This window comes from Shewanella sp. ISS20 (assembly GCF_056522965.1).
This window is the reverse complement of record NZ_JAWRZK010000001.1, coordinates 1,082,632-1,101,078: the sequence shown is the minus strand read 5'-3', so window position 1 is coordinate 1,101,078 and position 18,447 is coordinate 1,082,632. Positions and strand designations below refer to the sequence as shown.

The 18,447-nt window shown below is 45.1% G+C and carries 15 protein-coding genes; 8 read left to right on the top strand and 7 right to left on the bottom strand.

Going from position 1 to position 18,447, the window contains the following annotated elements; all coding sequences use genetic code 11:
* Window positions 1-58: 58 nt before the first annotated feature.
* The 3 genes from AC1HDP_RS05020 to AC1HDP_RS05010 form a co-directional block, all read right to left on the bottom strand.
* The gene (locus tag AC1HDP_RS05020; protein ID WP_479637897.1) at window positions 59-700 is read right to left on the bottom strand and encodes a response regulator transcription factor; all 642 of its coding nucleotides are present in this window, start codon (window positions 698-700) and stop codon (window positions 59-61) included.
* A complete protein-coding gene (locus tag AC1HDP_RS05015; protein ID WP_479637896.1) occupies window positions 697-2,517 on the bottom strand; it encodes a sensor histidine kinase in 1,821 nt (606 codons plus the stop codon). The genes AC1HDP_RS05020 and AC1HDP_RS05015 overlap by 4 nt, the downstream gene beginning before the upstream one ends.
* Before the next feature lie 149 nt (window positions 2,518-2,666).
* The gene (locus AC1HDP_RS05010) at window positions 2,667-3,782 is read right to left on the bottom strand and encodes an FAD:protein FMN transferase (RefSeq protein WP_479637895.1); all 1,116 of its coding nucleotides are present in this window, start codon (window positions 3,780-3,782) and stop codon (window positions 2,667-2,669) included.
* Between the two features lie 192 nt (window positions 3,783-3,974).
* Between AC1HDP_RS05010 and AC1HDP_RS05005 the strand changes: the two genes are divergently transcribed.
* The 3 genes from AC1HDP_RS05005 to AC1HDP_RS04995 all read left to right on the top strand — a co-directional run bounded on the left by AC1HDP_RS05005 (window position 3,975) and on the right by AC1HDP_RS04995 (window position 7,204).
* Window positions 3,975-5,312 carry an FMN-binding protein gene (locus AC1HDP_RS05005; protein ID WP_479637894.1) on the top strand — a complete coding sequence of 446 codons (1,338 nt, stop codon included), beginning with the start codon at window positions 3,975-3,977 and terminating at the stop codon, window positions 5,310-5,312.
* 42 nt (window positions 5,313-5,354) lie between these two features.
* On the top strand, window positions 5,355-6,389 hold the full coding sequence (locus tag AC1HDP_RS05000) for a porin (protein WP_479637893.1): 1,035 nt from the start codon (window positions 5,355-5,357) through the stop codon (window positions 6,387-6,389).
* A gap of 194 nt (window positions 6,390-6,583) precedes the next feature.
* Window positions 6,584-7,204 carry a 2OG-Fe(II) oxygenase gene (locus tag AC1HDP_RS04995; protein ID WP_479637892.1) on the top strand — a complete coding sequence of 207 codons (621 nt, stop codon included), beginning with the start codon at window positions 6,584-6,586 and terminating at the stop codon, window positions 7,202-7,204.
* A gap of 63 nt (window positions 7,205-7,267) precedes the next feature.
* Here AC1HDP_RS04995 and AC1HDP_RS04990 read toward each other — a convergent pair whose 3' ends face one another.
* Genes AC1HDP_RS04990 through aptA form a run of 3 tightly spaced genes read right to left on the bottom strand, consistent with a single transcriptional unit; the run spans window position 7,268 to window position 10,551 of the window.
* Window positions 7,268-7,642: a cupin domain-containing protein gene (locus AC1HDP_RS04990; RefSeq protein ID WP_479637891.1), complete on the bottom strand. Its 375-nt coding sequence runs from the start codon at window positions 7,640-7,642 to the stop codon at window positions 7,268-7,270.
* Between the two features lie 59 nt (window positions 7,643-7,701).
* The gene (locus AC1HDP_RS04985; RefSeq protein WP_479637890.1) at window positions 7,702-9,183 is read right to left on the bottom strand and encodes a CoA-acylating methylmalonate-semialdehyde dehydrogenase; all 1,482 of its coding nucleotides are present in this window, start codon (window positions 9,181-9,183) and stop codon (window positions 7,702-7,704) included.
* A gap of 30 nt (window positions 9,184-9,213) precedes the next feature.
* Window positions 9,214-10,551 (bottom strand): omega-aminotransferase AptA, encoded by a 1,338-nt coding sequence (gene aptA, locus AC1HDP_RS04980; RefSeq protein ID WP_479637889.1) that lies wholly within the window; start codon window positions 10,549-10,551, stop codon window positions 9,214-9,216.
* Window positions 10,552-10,767: 216 nt separating this feature from the next.
* Here aptA and AC1HDP_RS04975 point away from each other — a divergent pair, with 216 nt between their 5' ends.
* Window positions 10,768-12,264 (top strand): aldehyde dehydrogenase, encoded by a 1,497-nt coding sequence (locus AC1HDP_RS04975; RefSeq protein WP_479637888.1) that lies wholly within the window; start codon window positions 10,768-10,770, stop codon window positions 12,262-12,264.
* 81 nt (window positions 12,265-12,345) lie between these two features.
* Here AC1HDP_RS04975 and AC1HDP_RS04970 read toward each other — a convergent pair whose 3' ends face one another.
* Complete coding sequence (locus AC1HDP_RS04970; RefSeq protein WP_479637887.1) at window positions 12,346-13,656, bottom strand: NAD(P)/FAD-dependent oxidoreductase; 1,311 nt, start codon at window positions 13,654-13,656, stop codon at window positions 12,346-12,348.
* A 212-nt stretch (window positions 13,657-13,868) separates the two neighbouring features.
* Between AC1HDP_RS04970 and AC1HDP_RS04965 the strand changes: the two genes are divergently transcribed.
* From AC1HDP_RS04965 to AC1HDP_RS04950, 4 genes are all read left to right on the top strand, one after another.
* The gene (locus AC1HDP_RS04965; protein WP_479637886.1) at window positions 13,869-14,417 is read left to right on the top strand and encodes a cupin domain-containing protein; all 549 of its coding nucleotides are present in this window, start codon (window positions 13,869-13,871) and stop codon (window positions 14,415-14,417) included.
* Window positions 14,418-14,827: 410 nt separating this feature from the next.
* A complete protein-coding gene (locus AC1HDP_RS04960) occupies window positions 14,828-15,598 on the top strand; it encodes a gamma-glutamyl-gamma-aminobutyrate hydrolase family protein (protein WP_479637885.1) in 771 nt (256 codons plus the stop codon).
* The gene (locus AC1HDP_RS04955) at window positions 15,595-16,950 is read left to right on the top strand and encodes a glutamine synthetase family protein (RefSeq protein WP_140932760.1); all 1,356 of its coding nucleotides are present in this window, start codon (window positions 15,595-15,597) and stop codon (window positions 16,948-16,950) included. Before AC1HDP_RS04960 ends, AC1HDP_RS04955 begins: the two co-directional genes overlap by 4 nt.
* A gap of 319 nt (window positions 16,951-17,269) precedes the next feature.
* Entirely contained in the window at window positions 17,270-18,370 is a 1,101-nt protein-coding gene (locus AC1HDP_RS04950) for a polyamine ABC transporter substrate-binding protein (RefSeq protein ID WP_479637884.1), read from the top strand.
* Window positions 18,371-18,447 lie beyond the last annotated feature (77 nt).

Genomic DNA, 18,447 nt, shown 5'->3' with positions numbered 1-18,447 from the left:
GTAGGCTATAGGCCTCAAACCACTCAAAAATAGTGCAAGTTTGGTTAATTTTTTATCATCATTGGAGTTCTTCCCCAGCTACAAGCAATTGATCTTCTGCCCTTAGTTGGTGCTTAGCTAGCTGCCATGCTAGTTCAGCAGCATTACTTACTTGCATTTTTTGCAGTAATTTTTGCTTATGAAGCTCAACGGTACGCTGGGCTAGTTCAAGTTCGCTAGCAATGACTTTATTCATTTTGCCCGCAAGCACTAAGGTCATCACTTGGTGCTCGCGGGGACTTAGGCTATTGAGTTGCGCGCGCAGTACTTGGTGTTGATTGTGCGCGGCATACGCTTGTTCACTGACTTGCATAGCTTGAAGTAATAGAAGTTTAAGCTTATCGCCGTCCACCGGTTTTTCTAGAAAATCAAGCGCGCCAACACGCATGCTTTGCACTGCCATAGCAATATTACCATGGCCGGTGAGCATAATGATTTGAATCGGACTTTGCAGCTTTACTAAGTGTTGCAATAAGGCCATGCCGTCCATTCCCGGCATATGAATATCAAGCAGCATGACCGCAGGCGCATGAATATCTACAGCAGAAAGCAAGGTTGCGGCGCAGGTAAAACTGTGGCTAGCGAATCCCATGCCTTCAAGCATCCAGCTTAATGAATCTAATACATCTTGATCATCATCAACTAGGTATAAAGGGGTCATAGCGCGGCAGCCTTATGGGGTAAGTGAATGTGGATGACTAAGCCTGGGTTAACTTGATGGGCAATAATTTGGCCGCCATGCTCTTCTATGATGCGTTTACAAATCACCATCCCTAGGCCTAAGCCATGAGCTTTAGAGGTTTCAAATGGCATGAATAGTCGAGCTAAGGCTGCGGATGTCAAGCCTGTACCAACATCGCGGATGCAGAGTTGATATTCATCTGCCAAGCGTTGGCACTCAATAGTTAACTGCCTCGCCTTAAGGCTCTGCATAGCATCCAGTGCATTACGAATGAGGTTAACCAGTACCTGTTGCAATAAACTGGCATCAGCCACTATCGGATAATCCTCGCAAGGGCGCTGCCAGTGTACCTCGCATCCCTTAAGGTCCGGCGCCATGAGTTGCAAGGTATCATCTATGATGTGCACCAGATCACAGACCTGATAATGGCTGCTTTGCTGACAAAACGCTCGCAGTCGATTAATCGTCGTTTGGGCTCTATCGACCTGAGCAATGATTTTAGTTAACGGTTGCTGTAACTCTGGCTGAGAGTCTATTAAGCGATAAACACAGCCTTGGGCTAAATAACGAATGCCAGCTAATGGCTGCTTCAGTTCATGGGCAATGCCTGAGGCCATTTCTCCTGTAAGCAATACGCGCTGGGCACGGTAGAACTGTTGCTGCTGATCTAATAACCGAGCTTGAGTACATTGATGCTCGGCCACTTCATTACTCAGAGCTAAAGTGCGACGCACTACCAAGCGTTTGACCCGTAAGTGATGTAAGTATCCAAGCAATAACACCAGTATGGCAACCAATACCCAAGGGATGGCGCTATACATTAGACGCTGCCAATTGGTAACAAACGGCCATTGGGCTAGTTGCTGACGCAACTGAAAAACTTCACTGTCGTTAACCGGTGCGGCCCAATATTGATATTGGCCGACAATCGCTGCGCTATCTTGTGGCGTTATGGCTAATAATGCCCGTACCACTTGAGTGGCTAGTTGATGACTGGTGCCGCCAAGCTTTGACAGGGCATAATCTGGATATAAAGGTGTTGATACTTGGCAAGCCATATCGGTTTGCTCATTGACCAATTGCACCTTAAGCGCGCCTTGAGGTATTACGCCACGCCTAATCGCAGACTCCAGAATACAAGCTGGTAAAATGGCGACGTCGGCTTGATGTTGCAGTAATTTATCGAGCAGCTTTGTTTGTGGAAAGCCAACAAATTTCAACTGTTTAATGTCGCGATACACATCCATATGGCGACTAGCTAAGGTGGCGGCAAAAATTTGAAAACCGCCAAAGGCGCGCGGGTCGCTCGAAATTACTCGTTGCTGGGTTAGCTCTTTCCAATGAGTAAGCGGGTGATCAGCGCGGGTGATGATAGCTGACCCCATCGCCCTTTCAGGATTATTACTTAAATTATTCACTAAGGTTAATAAATGACTGGTGCCATAGTCTTTTTTATAGGCCACAGTCGTCATGGCATTGCCTATGATAAAGTCAATATTAGCTTTGGTGATGGCGTTATCTAGCTCCATCGGCGTGAGCGCTATAATATCAATGGGTTGGCCTAATTGTTGTTGAAGCCATAAGGCGGTGTCTTGCCAGCGCCGCTCGATTTTACTGGGATCAGCAAAGGCCATCACGCCGATACGGATAGTTGCGTGAGTTTTGGCCCTTGTATCGCGTAGTTTAAGTAACTGGCTCGGACTGTGGATATCATCCGGAGAATAGGAGGCTGCATTGATTGAGCCAGGCCAGAGCAATGCAAGCAGGCTAAAACCTAGGATCAAGGCATTCAACAAGGCAATATCGCTTTAGAAAAGGAAACAGAGGCTATTATCACCGATTAATGTTGCTCAAAGCTCAGTGATATGTGCGTTCAGTGAGTAAGATCACGCTTTACTTATATACTGAGGGTCAGCCTACTGATTAATGCCTATGTGGTATTAGTCTACTGATATGGTGTGCGCAACTTGGCCACGCCCGCGGTTTCATACTTATTGCCATTATCATCAAGATACCATATCGCTTCGACATCCTTATCTAAGCCAATATCGTGTAGCCACACTTGAGCTTCGACCACTGGCATTAAAAACAGACTGGTGGAAATCACATCGGCTAATAACGTATTGCGCTGCATAATCACTGAGACACTAATACCGTCACGCTTAGGATAAAGGGTCGTGGGGTCAATAATATGGTGATAATCTTTGCCATCGACAGTGAAATAGTTTAAATAATTACCACTTGATACCAAGGTAATATCTTGCGCCGTAATATATTCATGGTAAACACTATTGTTGATACCATTCCTATTGTTATATTTTCTGGCGAGCGGATCTTCAATAGCCGTAATAAATTGTCGGCCACTAGGATGTATACCAAAATGACGAATATTACCGCCAGCATTAATGATAAATGATGTGATGCCGTCAGAGCGGAGCCTGTCATAAACTTTTTCTACCATCCATCCTTTCGCTATGCCGCCTAAATCTAACTGCATGCCAGCTTGCATTTGGACTGTGTTATGAGTGGTATCTAAGATTATCTTTGAAATATCAATATTTTTAGCAGCATCCTCAAGCGTTTGCCGCATGGGGAGTTGGCAATCATTTTCTTTCAAGCAAACATTACGCGCTTGGCGCCACACCGCCAATACGGGAGCGATGGCGATATTAAATCGGCCATTGGTGAGTTGATGCCATTCAATGCTGGCATGCAATAACTCGGTTAACCTTGGGTCAATTTGATGCAGTTTATCAGGCGCATTATTAATGGTTTTAATATTGGTAAAATATGGGTAAGTTGAAAAATTAGACCCTAAATAATGATATTGCTGCACTACATGTAAACCATGGCATAAGGCGGATAATGCTTGCTGTTTATCATCATGATAAATATCAATGGTAATGGACGTACCAAAATAATTTAAGGTAGTCATAGACCCTTTACCTTGGTCATAAACAAAACTGGCATTGCCTTCACATTGATAAGGAATAAATTCATCGGCATGAGAATGACTGAAGATACTCATTAGGCTAATGATGATAAATATAAAGTAGGGCATTACATCTCTCTGTGGTCGCGTTATTTATAGCTGTACCATGAATATTAGGTTCTGGCTTGTTAGCTATCCCTAAAGTGTTAGCAGTTTCAAAGAAATGATCATTGCCCCCTAGAACTGCGGTTTTCCGCAATTGTTCAAACGGCTGAGCTGTTTATGCTTGCCCATAAATCTATTATTTAGTGGGCAACATCGATGAACAACACGATTAATTTCAAACAGTGTGGGTTAGTGCTCGCCATGTCATTAACTGGTTTAGCGTTGGCAGGCTGTGCCAGTCAGTTAGTGCAGGGCAAGTATGTTGATGGCGTTTATCAAGTTAGTGGCAAAGGCAAAAAGAGCGAAATCACGCTTGAAGCCACAGTCATTAACGGTAACATTAGCGCGCTCAAAACGTTATCGCATAAAGAAACTGAGTCGTTATACCTCAATGCTGAGCGGATCTTGAAGGAAGTGGTGGCCAACAATGGTCATGAAGGGATAGATGCTATCTCGGGCGCCACCTATTCAGCCAATGGTATTTTAAAGGCGATCAATGATATTCCGCGCGCTGATGGCAGCAAACCTGAATTTCAAAGTGTGGGTGCCCGCGCTAATAAGAGTGCTGAAAAGTTTGATTTAGAGTGGTCGATTCAGCCTCAGCTTGGCATTGTAAAAGGTGACTATTACTACGAAGAAGCGCGTTTCCGCCAAGGGCATATGGGCAGCATGTTAGTGGTGGTTGATAGTGCTAATTCTGCGGATGTGTTGTTGGCTGAATTTCAAGAAAGTGGGCGCCCAAACTATTACACCCGTCTTTATCAAAACGTGCCTAAACGCATGTCTGAATACAATTTTTCTATGGGTAAGCAAAAAGGTACGGCTTGGGTACAGTCAGCCTTAACCATGGAAAAGCTGATGATGGAGAAAAATAAGCTCACTTTTGATAAAAATCCTGAGTTTGATCCAAAGCTTGCCAATAAATTATCCGAGCCTAACCGTTTACAATATCTTGAACTGGATATAGTGGCTGGCGCTTCTAACAGTATTCAGCAATCAATGATCCCCTTGACCGCTAAAATTTACAGCCGCATTCAGCAAGGTGGCAGTGACCAATTATTTTATCAGCAAGCGCAGAAAATTAATGATGCGAAAGGCCGCTGGACTGGGGTAACCGCCATGCTGCGTATCGTAGTCAGTAAGCAAACGGGTAACATTACCGCAGCTCATTACGATGAAATCTTTGCTGATCACCAAAAAGATATTAGAGATGCCTCGCAAAAAGCCTTTTACCGCCAGTCTAAATACGATTCGATTAATTATGTCGAGCCTGCGCGTATTGGTTTTAACGTCATGATTGACGCGTTAGAAGATCATCTGACTCAAGGCGGTTCATTATTTGATATTAATGACTTACCAGCAGCCGGTGATAGCGGCAGTTATGCCCAAACTGGCTTTACTAAGCGCTCTGATGCTTGGGATAATTATCTATTGCTCGCTAATAGCTTATATCAGCAAATGCGCCAAGATGGCGTGATCACCGCGCAGCGATAATATTGTAGGGCGCTTTGGCGCCCATTTTTGGATGTGTTTGTTATGAAAGCTTTATGTTTTAGTGCACTGTCGTTGGCCTTGTGCACTCCCTCGGTACTGGCCAATGATTATCAATTTTATGGGCGTTTTGATTACTCGTTAACCTCTTCTGACAGTGGCAGTGCTACCCATAACAACAAACAGGGACTAGTACTTGAAAATAACTTTAGCCGCTTAGGGGTTAAAGGCCGTACTGAATTATCAGCAACAACCGACATCTTTTATCAAATTGAAGTTGGGGTAAATGGCGGCAGTCAAGATAAAACCAATAACCCATTTTCATCGCGGCCGACGTATTTAGGCATTCGCCATCAAGACTATGGTTCATTAGCGATTGGCCGTATCGATCCGGTATTTAAAATGGCCAAAGGTGGTGTTGACGTCATGGATATCTATGTCATGAAACATGACAGATTATTTGCTGGCGATAAACGCTGGGGCGATTCACTGGCTTATAAGTCACCTGTATGGCAAAACGTACAACTTGGCGTCAGTTATTTACTGGAAGATAATTATTATAAGGTTGGCGAACAGCGGCGTGAGCTTGGTAACTACCAAGTGGCCGTGACCTATGGCGATAAGTCTTTTAACAATAGCGATCTGTATTTAGCTGCTGCCTATAGTGATGGCATGGAAGATATTCGCGCATATCGAGGCGTTGCCCAATATCAATGGGATGCCTTAACCCTTGGTACTATGGTGCAACATTCTGAACTAGTTAATCAAGCGGCAACTCAGTGGCAGCAACGTCATGGTACAGGCTTCATTGTGAGCGCTAAATATGCCCTAGGCCTTTGGTTGCTAAAAGCTGAGGGTGGGTATGATGATTCAGGCACTGGCGCCATTGCTAACCGTTTATATCAGAGTAAAGGCAATAGCGTGAATGAAGCCCCGGTGATTACCCAGTGGGCTCTTGGCGCCGAATATAAAATAAGTCGCGCCGCGCGCATTCATTCAGAGCTTGGCCAATTTCACGTAAAACAGCATCAAGATTTTAGCGACAGCCTAGTCAGCCTAGGTTTTAGGTACGATTTTTAACGCTTTGTCCCCATAGCACAAGGACGTGCTAAATTTTCACATCATTTTTTCCTTTTGTTAGCTAATTCAAAAAATTCGTTTTACACTCCTGCCATCATACCTTTTTGGTATATAGCCATGCTAACCAGGTCGCTCTGCTAGTTTCCTATAGCCTTGATTCGATGTGAGTTGTGCTTATTGATGAGTGTCACGTTATGAGCTTTACGTTTTCAGAAACTGTATTAGATGAATTGGCTGAGCAGTTGAGTGTACGGGGATATCATGTGTTTGACAGTGAAATCCCCCATGATGTTTGCCAGGCGTTATTGACAAAAATGGGCGTTGAGTCCGATGGCTTTAAGCATGCCGCCATAGGTCGGGGTGCGGGGCAGCAACATCAGGCGTTAATTCGCGGTGATAAGATTTTGTGGTTAACGCCAGAATGTGACACAGATAATTTATATTTGGACTTAATGTCGCAGTTAAGATTGGCCATTAATCGCCGCCTGTATTTAGGGCTGAATGAATTTGAAAGTCATTATGCGATTTATCAGCCAGGTCAATACTATCAAAAACATATCGATAGTTTAAAAGGAAGTCAAAATCGTATTTTGACCTCGGTATTGTTTCTTAATCCGAATTGGCAGGCAGCAGATCAAGGCGAATTACTTATCTATGATGAGCAAGATCAATTGATTGAAACTATCAGCCCGACCTTTGGTAAATGGGTGGTGTTTTTAAGTGAAATCTTCCCCCACGAAGTGTCAGCGACCAATGTTGACCGCTTTAGCATTGCCGGCTGGTTTCGTGTCAGTAATAGTCAGCACGGTTATTAGATTGAAATAACCACAGGACGTTAACGTCCTGTGGTTAATAACGCCTTCTTAACCTAGCTTGGGCTAAAGACTAGCGGCAAGCTTAGGTTCGAAAATGACATACACTTTTTTGCAAAAGTCAGTGACTTTCCAACTGCCACTAAAGCCTGCGGGGATGACGAAGCGATCGCCAGCAGTCACAGTTAGACTATTGCCATCTGTATCAATAATTTCACTCATTCCTGCGACTATTTCACAGTATTCATATTCAGTATAATTAACTTGCCAATGGCCTTGGTCACATTGCCAAAAGCCGCACTGAAATTGCTGACATGGGCTGTTATAAAAACTATCTATGGTTTGGATTGGCGCGCCATCTAAGCGCTTTTCGGCCGCGACGGCAGCCGAAAAGCTTTCCTTAGGCGCCCCTGAAAGCAATTGAATATCTTGTATTTTCATCCTTGCATCTCCGCAGTCATCTTAAGCCTTGGCATCCTATCATCCAAGCTTAGAGAGAGTTATTTCATGGTCGGCATAATAAAGTCAGCTTGACTCAGGTGCGGCTTAGGCCAGCGAGCGGTAATGGCTTTCTTGCGAGTATAAAAGCGCACGCCATCGGGGCCATGCATATGTAAAGCGCCAAACAAAGAGCGTTTCCAGCCACCAAAACTGTGAAATGCCATAGGCACAGGAATCGGGACGTTAACCCCAACCATACCGACTTGCACAGCATCGCAAAAATGACGTGCATATTCGCCGTTTTGGGTGAATATGGCTGTGCCATTGCCATATTGATGGGCATTAATTAGCGCGAGTGCACTGTCATAATCGGCCACGCGCACAATGGCGAGCACTGGACCAAAAATTTCTTGCTGATATATAGTCATTTCCGGAGTGACATGGTCAAACAAGCTCGCACCAACAAAATGACCGTCCCCCAGACTCAAGTGCCGACCATCGCGTACTAAGGTTGCGCCTTGCTGCACGCCATTATCGATATAGCCACACACTTTATCGAGATGCTCGCGGCTAATGAGCGGCCCCATTTCCATGCCGTGATGGCTGCCATCTCCGACCTTTAACGCATCGATTTTCGGCACTAATTGCGCCACGAGTTTATCGGCCACATCGCCGACGGCCAGCACGACTGAAATGGCCATGCAGCGCTCACCAGCAGAACCATAAGCCGCGCCCATTAAGGCATTAGCAGCCAAATCAAGGTCAGCATCTGGCATAACTAACATATGGTTTTTGGCGCCGCCTAAGGCTTGTACGCGTTTACCATGGGCTGATGCTGTGCTGTAAATGTATTGGGCAATAGGGGTTGAGCCCACAAAGCTCACGGCTTCAATGTCTGGATGCGTTAATAGCGTGTCGACCGCGGTTTTATCGCCATTAACTACGTTAAATACGCCCGCAGGAAGGCCCGCCTCAGTCAGCAATTGCGCGATACGCAGCACCGGACTTGGGTCTTTTTCTGACGGCTTCATAATAAAAGTATTACCGCAGGCAATGGCGATAGGGAACATCCACATGGGCACCATTACCGGGAAATTAAATGGCGAAATTCCGGCCACTACGCCAAGGGCTTGATTTACCGACCAAGCATCGACGCCAGAACCCACTTGTTGGGTATGCTCACCTTTTAAAAGGTGCGGAATGCCGCAAGCAAATTCCACCACTTCTAAGCCGCGGGTGATTTCGCCCTTGGCATCTTCCAGCACCTTGCCGTGCTCAGTAGTAATTAATTGTGCTAATTCATCAATATGCTGCTCGACTAAGGCTTTAAAGCGAAATAATACCCGCGCGCGATTAAGTGGCGTAGTTTGTGACCAAGCAGGAAAAGCCGCCTTGGCATTGGCGACAGCGGCATTGACTTCCGCTGCACTTGCCAGTGACACTTGACCAATCACTTGGTTCGTCGCTGGGTTGATTACCGCTTGTTGGCGCGCGCTTGGGCCAGTCATTTGGCTATTGATATAATGAGTCATTGGTGTCATTGAACTAATTCCCGAAAGCGTTGAAGTCAATTATTGCTGCGCACGAATAGCGTTCGCTAAGGTGTCTACCAGTTGATCAATTTGCGGTTTTTCAATAATCAGTGGTGGCGATAGCGCGATAATATCGCCAGTTGCGCGCACTAATGCGCCGTGATAAAAGCAATGCTCAAAAATGCCATAACCGCGTTTACCTATGCCGCTACTTGATGGCGCTAGTTGAATTCCTGCCACTAAGCCGGTGTTGCGAATATCAATCACATTAGGTAAGGATTTAAGGCTATGGACAGCATCTTCAAAGTAGCTCGCTAAGGTTTCGGTGCGCTCAAACAATTGTTCATCACGATAAATATCTAAGGTGGCGAGCGCGGCCGCTGCGGCGACAGGGTGACCTGAATAGGTGTAGCCGTGGAAAAACTCAATCACATGTTCAGGCCCTTGCATGCAGACATCATGAATATGGCAACTGGCTAACACGGCCCCCATAGGAATAGTGCCATTATTAATCGCCTTAGCTGTGATTATCATATCTGGTGTGACTTGCCAGTAAGTACTGGCGAAATTACCACCGACACGGCCAAAGCCTGTGATCACTTCATCAAAAATCAATAAGATGCCATGCTTCTTAGTAATCTCCCTTAGACGTTGTAAATAGCCCACAGGCGGTAAAATTACCCCAGCAGAGCCAGACATAGGCTCGACGATAACCGCGGCAATATTTTCAGCCCCATGCAGGGTCACTAGCGCTTCGAGCGCATCAGCCTTGTCGGCGCCGTGCTGTGGTAAGCCGCGGCTAAACGCTTGATGAGTGATATCTAAGGTATGAGGAAGATGATCGACCCCGGTCAGAATTTGTGGGCTAAAACCTTTGCGATTATTGCCTATGCCGCCCACTGAAATGCCGCCAAAGCCAACCCCATGGTAGCCAAGTTCGCGGCCAATAAACTTAGTGCGCGTGGCTTGACCATTGGCTCTGTGATAACACAAGGCCATTTTTAACGCAGTATCAACGGATTCTGAACCTGAGTTGGTAAAAAAGACCTTATCTATGCCTGCTGGCGCCATACTGGCTAGGCGTTCAGCCAGTTCAAAAGCGAGCGGGTGACCCATTTGAAACGACGGCGCGTAATCTAAGGTACTGAGTTGGCGACTAACCGCCTCAGTAATTTGACGGCGACTGTGGCCCGCATTACAACACCATAAGCCTGCTGTCCCATCTAAAACCGAGCGTCCATGAATATCGCTATAAAACATACCTTCAGCTTGTGCTAACAGCCGAGGCTGTTGCTTAAATTGGCGATTGGCGGTAAACGGCATCCAATAATGACTGAGATTGTTTAGCGGCTTAGTGTGTTGCGATTCCACTGACATACACCCACCTGTAACTGTTGTTGAAATGTTAATTGCTGTTTAAAAAGCATGCTATGTCAAAAATATCGAACATGGAAGATCATTGTGTGATTTATTGAGCTATTTTGCCGTGTAATTGTAAAAAATATTGAATTTATGTGTCGACAACGGCTACATTGGCTGCATGACTTGGTCTAGCGGCGCAACCACACGACAACTATTACGACGAGGAATGACATGAGTACTCCGCTTACTATGCAAGATTGGCAAACAAAGGCGCAGCAGCTAGAAATCAATGGTCGCGCTTTCATTGATGGCAAATATCAATGGGCAGCAGAAGGGCAAACCTTTGATTGTATTAGCCCCATTGATGGTCAGGTGTTAGCGAAAGTGGCTAGTTGTACCGACACTGATGCCAGGCATGCGGTGAGTAATTGTCGACAAGCCTTTGAGTCCGGCGTATGGGCTAAGCAATCACCAGTACGCCGTAAACAAGTGATGATCCGCTTTGCCCAGTTATTAGAGCAGCACGCACAGACCTTAGCCTTGCTCGAAACCTTAGACATGGGCAAACCTATTCGTGATTCATTAGCCGTTGATGTGGCAAGTGCGGCGCAGGCACTGCGCTGGTCAGGGGAGGCCATAGATAAAATCTATGATGAAATTGCGCCAACCGCAGATAACGAAATTGGCATGATTACCCGAGAGCCCATAGGTGTTGTCGTGGCTATTGTGCCGTGGAATTTTCCTTTGCTGATGGCCTGTTGGAAACTAGGGCCAGCCTTAGCAGCAGGCAATAGCGTGGTGCTCAAACCTTCTGAAAAATCGCCATTAACGGCAATCTATATGGCGCAACTTGCCATAGAAGCAGGCATTCCCGCAGGCGTTCTTAACGTGTTGCCAGGTTTTGGTCACACAGTAGGTAAAGCCTTGGCGCTGCATATGGACGTGGATACCTTGGTATTTACTGGCTCGACCAAGATTGCTAAGCAGCTGATGATTTATGCCGGCGAATCTAATATGAAGCGGGTGTGGTTAGAGGCTGGCGGCAAGAGCCCGCACATTATTTTTAATGATGCGCCGGATTTAAAAGCCGCCGCGGCGGCCGCAGCCTCAGCTATCGCTTTTAATCAGGGCGAAGTGTGTACCGCAGGTTCCCGTTTGCTGGTGGAATCTGGTGTACGTCATCAAGTGATTGATCTCATTAAGGCTGAGTTTGCGGCGTGGCAACCCGGTCACCCGCTTGATCCTAACACCAGCTGCGGTGCATTAGTTGATAAGCAGCACTTGCAATCGGTACTTAAGTTTATTGAGGTCGGTAAAGAAGAGGGCGCGAGTTTACTTTGTGGCGGCGAGCAGCAATTGGCAGCAACTGGCGGTATGTATGTCGCGCCGACCTTATTTAGTGATGTGAGCAATAAGATGCGCATTGCGCAAGAGGAAATTTTTGGACCAGTCTTATCTGTCATTAGTTTTGATGGTATGGAAGAAGCGATTGCTATCGCCAATGACTCAATTTATGGTCTTGCTGCGGGGGTGTGGACTGCCGATTTATCTAAAGCCCATAAAACCGCTAAACGCTTACGCACCGGCATGGTATGGATTAACCATTATGATGGCGGCGATATGACAGCGCCGTTTGGCGGCTATAAACAATCGGGAAATGGCCGTGATAAATCATTGCATGCTTTTGATAAATACACTGAAATCAAAGCCACTTGGATTGCCTTGTAACTTACAAGCTTGATACCCGCAAACAGCGAGTGCGCCTTATTATCGACTAAGCCAATCAACAGCCAGCAAGTCTGGCTGTTGTTATGACAGCTTATCCAGTAAACGATGATATAGCATACCTGCGGCAAGTAACGGTGAGCGCAGGGCAGGACCACCTGGGAACGTCATGTGTTTAATGCTATCAAAGATATCAAAGCGTTGTGCCTGCATAGTAAGTGCTTCAGCAATGAGCTTGGCGGCCATATGAGTGGCATTAACGCCGTGGCCTGCATAGGCCTGAGCAAAGTAAATATTATTAGTGTCGGGTAAGCGGCCAATTTGTGGTAAGCGGTTAGCCCCTATGCCTATCATACCGCCCCATTCATAATCGATTCTAAGGGGAGGTAACTGCGGAAATACTTTGCGTAAATTAGGCAGTAAGCTGGCGCTAATATCACTAGGATCTTTCCCTGAATAGGTGCAAAGCCCCCCAAAGATCAGGCGGTTATCTGACGATAAGCGGAAGTAATCTAAGGAAATACTCAAATCGGCAAAGGCCATGTTTTGCGGAATTATGTCTGCGCATTGGCTTGACGTTAACGGCTCAGTTGCCATTAAATAACTGCCGGCTGGTAATATTTTACCGCCAATATACGGCTCAAGTTTATGGCCTATATAAGCGTTTCCTGCTAGCACTAAAAACTGACAAGTGACTTGTCCCTGCGCTGTGGTAACCACAGGTTTAGCCCCCTTAGTGATACTCAGCGCGGCGCTGTGTTCATATAACTGCACGCCCAACTTTTTAGCAACAGCCGCCTCGCCTAGGGCAAGATTTAATGGGTGCAAATGACCACTGCCCATATCGCTCATAGCGCCTAGATAATGGCGGGACCCTATCACTTCATGGATGGCACTTTTATCATAAATCTTAAGTTCATGACGGTAGCCCATACGTTTAAGATCGTCATAATCTTCTTGAATGCTATCCATATGCTTAGGTTTAAGCGCGAGATCGCAATAGCCCAAACGTAAATCGCAATCAATATTGTGAGTCGTTATGCGCTCTTTAACAATATCGACAGCTTCAAAGCCCATACGGGTAATGGCATCAATTCCTTCGGAACCAATTTGAGAGCGAAACTGTTCAATATTATGGCCAATGCCGCGGATAAGTTGCCCGCCATTACGCCCTGAGGCTCCCCAACCGATTTGGTGCGCTTCTAATAAGGCAACGCTAAATCCTTGTTGAGCCAATTCAATCGCAGTATTTATGCCGCTAAAGCCGCCGCCAACAATTGCGACATCTACCTCGGTAGCTTCTTGTAATATTGGATAATTTTCGTGTTTATTAACTGTGGCAACATAAAGGGAAGCGGGATAATTATCAGAATGAACAGCGGTTTTGGTTAACATGAGAGCTCCGTAGCATAACTTGTAGCAAGCAATCCAACCTAAGTCTATTGGTGTAACAGTGCTGTTAAAAAATTAAGTGTTCGTTTTTTTTAACACGGATTTAGACTAGAATACAATCCAAATCTGTGTTTAGTTAATGAAAAGAAGCTTGGCATTGGCTGACAGTAAGCTTAGGTTTGCGCTAAGCGCCATTGAAAGGGAGGAGTAGACATTTGGATATTGGACATAATCTTAAGCTAGTTAGAAAGCTAACGGGTTTATCGCAGCGCGAGTTGGCTAAGCGCGCCGGGGTGACAAATAGCACCATTTCAATGATTGAAAAGAATAGTGTTAGCCCATCTGTCAGTTCGTTAAAGAAAGTATTAGCCGGCATTCCTATGTCATTAGTCGAATTCTTCTCAATTGAAGAAGCGCAAACGGCTGACCCTAAAGTGGTATATCGCCAACAAGAATTGTTAGATATAGGCCCTGGCCCGCTGGAATTTAAATTGATTGGCCGTGATTATCCAAATCGCGCTATGTCTATGATGTGGGAGACTTATCCACCAGGCGCTGATACGGGCGAAGAAATGCTTCAGCACCAAGGGGAAGAAGCCGCCTTAGTGATTGCTGGTAAGTTAGAGTTAACTGTTGGCGATGAAGTGTTTATTATTAGCACCGGCGATAGTTACTATTTTAATAGCGAGTTATTGCATCGCTTTCGTAATCCCTTTGATGAGCCTTGTCAGTTAGTTAGCGCCACCACTCCTGCCAATTTCTAACATTGAGGCTATCAATAGCCTCAATGTTACTTCGCTGTTTTGCCACGCTTGCTTACATCCTTATGTGTATCATTTTCCCCAAGCCTGTAGGTTCTGCTGCCAACGTACCTCGCAGTTGTAGTTTAGTTGTAAATAATAAACATCATCAAAGCGCCTTAGCCCAAGCTTTGCCTCCCTATTTTGAATGACAAATTTATTACGGTAATTCAACTATTTAAGCCAAATTTCATTTTGTTAATAGATACCATACAAGCTGTTTTTATGTAAAAACAGTGAGTTAGCTTAAATTCGAAATTGCGAATTTAACCAGTCATTAACCTCTTGCTTACCTAAAATTTTAGGTGTAGTGTTTAAAAAAATGCACACTTATTGTTGTTAGAGATCAACGAATTTAAGGATTATCGGTATTTATGTTTGAAAGAACGATCGCTTTTGTGGGAGTAACAGCATGCAATCAGCCATTAGGTTTGCAAGAGTTTGCGACCACAGGACATAAATATTTGCGCGGCATTATTGATGGAACAGAAGCTTGGCCAATCATAATTCCAAGTTTAGGGGCAGATATGCCCATGGTTGAATTACTCAATCTGGTTGATGGCTTACTGTTTACTGGCTCACCGTCTAACGTTGAGCCACATCATTATCAAGGAATTCCGAGCTCACCTGGCACTTTGCACGACCCATTGCGTGATGCAACAACCTTGCCTCTCTTGAGATTAGCCATAGACATGGGGGTGCCGGTACTGGCTATTTGCCGTGGATTTCAGGAAATGAATGTGGCCTTTGGTGGCAGTTTGCATCAGAAAGTTCATGAAGTGAGCGGCTTACATGATCACCGTGAAGATAAATCCGCGCCTCTAGCGGTGCAATACGGTGTCGCCCATACAGTAACTTTGGAACCTGGAGGATTACTTTTTGAGAGTTTTGGCCGCTCTGAGGCAGAGGTTAATTCGGTCCATACTCAAGGGGTGGACAGATTAGGCCTAGGATTGCGGCCAGAAGCATACGCAGGTGATGGCTTAATCGAAGCCTTTACTGTCAACAATGCCCGTAACTTTGCTTTAGGGGTGCAATTTCACCCTGAATGGCAGATTGCCAATAATCCGTTTTACCAGGCGATTTTCAAGCAATTTAGCGCCGCCTGTATTGCCAGAGTTCAACAAAGGAATCAAATAAAATGAGTAAGTTAGAAACTTTTTTGAGAGAGAAAAAAATTACCGAAGTCGAATGTGTGATAAGCGACATGAGCGGTATTTGCCGTGGAAAAATTGCGCCGGTAGATAAGTTTTTAGATGAAAAGGGCATGCGTTTACCTGAAAGCGTGTTACTGCAAACCGTAACGGGCGATTATGTTGATGATGAAGATTATTACAGTCTGTTAAATCATGCTGATATCGATTTTATTTGTGTTCCTGATGAAGATGCGGTGTTTATGTTGCCGTGGACGCTTGAAGCCACAGCACAAGTTATCCATGATACTTTCGATAAAATGGGTAATCCCATTGAGTTATCCCCGCGCAATGTGCTTAAAAAAGTATTGAAGCTCTATGAAGAAAAAGGCTGGGAGCCTGTCATCGCGCCTGAAATGGAATTTTATTTAACCATGCGCTCAATCGATCCTGATTTACCTTTGCAACCACCTATTGGCCGCAGCGGCCGCGCAGAATCTGGGCGTCAGTCTTATTCCATCGATGCGGCTAACGAATACGACCCACTATTTGAAGACATGTATGATTGGTGTGAAATTCAAGGGTTAGATATAGACACCTTAACCCATGAGGAAGGCACTGCGCAGATGGAAATTAACTTCCGTCATGGCAACCCCCTTAATCTTGCTGACCAAGTATTTGTATTTAAACGCACCTTACGTGAAGCAGCTTTAAAGCATGATGTGTGCGTGACCTTTATGGCTAAACCTCTGACCGATGAGCCTGGTAGTGCCATGCATTTGCATCAGAGCATTATTGATAAAACCACGGGCAAGAATATCTTCACCCGTGAAGATGGCACTATGAGCCCTGAATTTTATAGCTACATAGGCGGCTTACAGCGTTGTATGCCTGAAATTGTGCCGTTATTAGCGCCTAATGTTAACTCTTTCCGCCGCTTTTTACCTGGAACGTCAGCGCCAATTAACTTGGAGTGGGGCGAAGAAAACCGTACTTGTGGTCTGCGAATTCCAGAGTCTTCACCACAAAATCGCCGCATTGAAAACCGTATTCCTGGGGCTGATGCCAACTGTTATCTGGCGTTTGCTGCCAGTTTATTGTGTGGTTATATCGGCATGGTGGAAGAGTTTAAACCGTCACCACCAGTGCAGGGCCGAGCCAATGAAAACCGTAATAGCGCCAGTATGGCGCTGCCATTAACCCTCGAAGAAGCGTTAGCTGTGATGGAGGAAAGTTCTTACTGCCGTAAATATTTAGGCGAAGATTTTACCAAGGGCTTTATTGCGGTTAAACGCGCAGAACTCGAAAACTTTAGACGCGTGGTGAGTGCATGGGAGCGAAATTTCTTGTTATTAACTGTGTGATGCTTACCGATTCAGTTGTCGCTTGTGAAGCATAAACCTTGCAGATAATAGATTGATTTCTCATCAAATTAACATCTTTGGTAGCGAAGTCGTAGGTAATTTGTTAATTTTGGTTGTGTGTAACATTCTTCATGTGCCAGTGGGGTAAGCATTCTTCGCTGGCAAGAATGATGGAGTACAACATTGCGACCTTGTGTCCGCTTAACTTATTGATTACGAGCTTGTGGTGTTAGGCCAACCTAGTTTATTCGTTTGGGATAATCTCATTGGCATTAGCACTACTTTGTGGGGATCCCCCTGAATACGTAAAGGAGAAATCATGAAGCCATTGATGAAAATAACATCGGTAGCACTACTTATCACCGGTATGTTGGCAGGTGCAACAGCGAAAGCCGAGGAAGTGGTCAGAATGTATAACTGGTCAGATTATATGGCCGAAGATACCTTAGCTAATTTTCAAAAAGAAACCGGTATCCGCGTGATATACGATGTGTTTGACAGTAATGAAGTGTTAGAAGCTAAGTTACTTTCAGGCCGTTCGGGTTATGACATAGTCGTGCCGTCTAATCATTTTTTGGCTAAGCAAATTACCGCGGGCGCTTTTATTCCTATCGATAAATCAGCATTGACTAACTATAAGAACTTAGATCCTAAGTTGATGAAGATGTTAGAAAAATCTGATCCAGGCAATAAATTCGGTGTGCCATATTTATGGGGCACCAATGGCATTGGTTACAATGTCGATAAGGTCAAAGCGGCGTTAGGTGAAGATGCTCCGGTGGATTCATTAGCGTTAATTTTTGATCCTAAATACGCTTCAAAACTTGCGAGCTGCGGTGTGGTCATGCTTGATTCAGCAGATGATATTATCCCGCAAGCTTTAGGTTATCTCGGCCTAGATCCCAACAGTAATGATCCTGAAGACTTTAAAAAAGCCGGTGAAGTATTACAAAAAATCCGTCCCTATGTGACGTATTTCCATTCATCGCGCTATATCTCTGATTTGGCCAATGGTGATGTGTGTGTGGCTTATGGTTTCTCTGGCGATGTGTTCCAAGCCGCGGCGCGCGCTGATGAAGCGGGCACAGGTCAGAAAATTGCTTATACCATTCCTAAAGAAGGTGCCAACCTGTGGTTTGATATGTTGGCAATTCCGAGTGATGCCACCAATAAAGACAATGCGCTTAAGCTTATTAATTATTTATTACGTCCAGAAGTGATTGCCGATGTGTCTAATTATGTGGCCTATGCCAATCCAACCCCTAGTAGTAATAACTTATTGAAACCAGAAATTCTTAACGATCCGCAAATATATCCCAACAAAGAACTCCAAGATAAACTCTATATTCAAGACGTGCGAAGCCTTAAAGCGCAGCGTGCAATGACGCGAATTTGGAGCAATGTTAAATCAGGTAAGTAACTGTATGTGGGCAGCCTTGCTGCCCACATCGTTAGGCAAACAGTTAAGTACTTAAGCACTTTGTTTGAAACCAACAG